Genomic DNA, 2,786 nt, shown 5'->3' with positions numbered 1-2,786 from the left:
GTGCGATGGGGGCGGGATGTGGCGATGAAGGTATTGGGAGAGAAGATGTTGGATTTGCTTCGGTTGTATGGACCGACAAGCAGGCGTTCCCGATGATCGGAAAAACAATCGGGATTTATGGATTACGTTTCCGGGCAGCCCTAGTCCGCGTAGGCCCCCGCCGCCTTGATCACCGGCGTCCAGCGTGCAATTTCGCTGTGCAAGTATTCGCGATGACCCGCGGGTGTGTTGCGCGCATCCCGAACCACATCGATTCCTGAAGCGAGCTGTGCCCGTTTGAATGCGTCCGTCTGGATTGCGCCCAGCAATGCAGCGTTGATTCTGGTTTGTACCGCCTGAGGCGTGTTCTTCGGCGCATACAAGCCGTACCAGACGCCAAGCCGGACGGAGGGAATCCCGAATTTCTCGAGCGTCGGGATCGCCGAGGCGCCGGGAACGGTGAGTGGCTTGGCTGATGTCACGCCGACGGGCCTGGTTTTTCCGCTAAATACATGAGGGAGCACATTGGCTGTCAAATCGCACATCAGGTCTACATGGCCTCCCAGTAAATCCGCCAACGCCGGTGCGGTCCCGCGATAGGGAACGGTGGTCATGCCGATGCCCAGCGAAGACTGCAGGAGAAGGCCGCACAGATGCGACGCCGACCCAATGCCGMCGTTGGCAAGCTTGACCTGTGGTTGCGTGGCTATCCACCGCACCAGCTCAACCGCTGAGCCCGTAGCTATCTGTGGGCGCGTCACCAGCATCAGTGGCGATTCAGCCATGATGCCCAAAGGTTCGAAGTCCGTCTCCGGGTTGAAACCGAGGCGGCGGTATAGCGCAGGGGCTGTCGCCATCCCGATATGGTTCAACAGCAGGGTATAGCCGTCGGCAGCCGCACGCAAGGCGATGGTACTGCCCAGGTTGCCGCCGGCKCCTGACAGGTTCTGGATGATGATGGATTGCCCTAACTGCTTTTCCAGCGGTAAGGCAAGCTCCCGCGCGAGCTTGTCCATAGGACCTCCTGCGGGGTAGGGAACAATCAATGTCACCGGTTTCGAGGGGTAAACACCTTGCGCCTGCGCGCCCATGCCGCATGCCAGCAAGGCCCAAAAAACCAGTGAAAACAGTTTCTTGCTCATAAGTTTCTCCAGTGTTACCGGTACTTTTCAGACTGGCATGCGAAGGGCCGCATAGCCGACGGCCGAGGCCCGCAGGGCTCGCCGCGCCTGCGTCGCTGCCAGGCATTTCTCGATGATGGCCGGCTCCGATGTAAAGGGCGTACCACCTGGAAAGGGCGGCTTGGGGTCGTATTCGATCTGGAGCTGGATTTGCTTGGCTGTTTCGTCTCCCTTCAGCATTGCGACGACCTTCAAGGCCATGTCGATGCCGGATGTCACGCCGCCCGCCGTGAAGATATTTCCGTCCACACACATGCGCTCTCTGGTGACGATGGCACCGAACGCCGGCAGAAAATCGATGGCCTGCCAGTGGCAGGTGCTTCGCCTGCCCTTGAGAAGGCCCGCGGCGCCGAGCAGCAACGAACCCGTACAGATACCGAAGATGTACTTCGCTGACTTTGCTTGCCTGCGGGTGAAATTGACCCACTCGGYGTCCAGTATGGCGTCGTCGGTTCCAGGTCCCCCCGGCACCACCAGCAGGTCGCAGGGCGGTGCGTTTGCGATGGTCGTGGTGGGTGTCAGCGTGAGGCCGCGGTCCGAGCGGACTGGCTCCAGTGACTTCCCTACGAGCTCGACATGCACCCCCGGCACACGTGCCAGGACTTCAAAGGGCCCTGTCAAATCAAGTTGTGTCAGTGCATTGAAGAGAATAATATTAACTTTCATGAACACCCTCCTTAATACGCTGACGGTAAGGCCAGGTGCCGCAGGGACAGTGCCAAAAGCGGGCGAATGTGCGCCAAAATGGGTGGCATTTCTCTTGTTTGACGGCTTCCAGCCCATTGACCTCGCCGGGCCGTGGCAGGCATTTGCCACGGCAAATGAAGAGGTGGGCGTTCCGGCGTATCGCCTGATCACTGTGGCACGGAAGGACGTTGTAACGAGCGCCGATGGTGCACTGAAAATCCATGTGGACCACGATCTGGGGGCTGCCGCGGCATTGCCGATCGATGCGCTGGTGGTGCCGGGCGGTGGCGGTATCCATGCGGCATGTGCCGATCTTCAATTGGTCAACTGGCTGCGGGAAAGAGACCAGGCCACACGTAGAACCTGCAGCGTTTGCACGGGGGCCTTCCTGCTCGCCGCCACCGGGCTGTTGAGTGGCCGGGAGGTCACCACCCACTGGCGATCCGCCGAGAGATTGCAGCGGGACTTTCCGGACCTCAGGGTTAACGACGACAAGATCTACTGCGAAAGCGGCAAGTACTGGACCACGGCGGGTGTTACCGCCGGCATCGACCTCGCGCTGGCCCTTATCGAGCGCGACCATGGCGCCGACATCTCGCAGCGTGTCGCGCGGCGGCTGCTTGTCTATTTACGCAGGGACGGCGATCAGCGCCAGTACAGCCAGGCCCTGAGGATTCAGGATCGGGCCGTTGCACCATTTCGCCAGTTGATCGAGTTGTTGCAGGCCCGGCTTGATCACGAATGGTCCGTCGACGAGATGGCGGATATGTGCAATATGTCCCGGCGCACTTTTCAGCGCAAGTTTGCGGAAAACTTCGGCATGGGTCCCATAGCCGCACTCAACAGCTTGCGGTGTGAACAGGCGKAAATCCTCGCCAGCTCGGGGTGTCTGTCGGGGAAGGAAGTCCAGAGGCATACCGGATCGACCCGGGGTATTTC

General features: G+C 60.2%; 3 protein-coding genes. 1 reads left to right on the top strand and 2 read right to left on the bottom strand.

Annotation, left to right across the window (positions count from 1 at the left end):
• Positions 1–140: 140 nt before the first annotated feature.
• Complete coding sequence (locus AC1D1X_RS20080) at positions 141–1,121, bottom strand: tripartite tricarboxylate transporter substrate-binding protein (protein ID WP_477698990.1); 981 nt, start codon at positions 1,119–1,121, stop codon at positions 141–143.
• A gap of 27 nt (positions 1,122–1,148) precedes the next feature.
• Positions 1,149–1,826 carry a DJ-1/PfpI family protein gene (locus AC1D1X_RS20075; RefSeq protein ID WP_477698989.1) on the bottom strand — a complete coding sequence of 226 codons (678 nt, stop codon included), beginning with the start codon at positions 1,824–1,826 and terminating at the stop codon, positions 1,149–1,151.
• A gap of 82 nt (positions 1,827–1,908) precedes the next feature.
• Between AC1D1X_RS20075 and AC1D1X_RS20070 the strand changes: the two genes are divergently transcribed.
• Positions 1,909–2,786, top strand: an 878-nt coding sequence (locus AC1D1X_RS20070) for a GlxA family transcriptional regulator (protein WP_477698991.1), incomplete at its 3' end; no start/stop codon positions are given.

Source organism: Polaromonas sp. P1_G4, from assembly GCF_056405475.1.
This window is presented reverse-complemented; position numbering and strand designations above follow the sequence as displayed.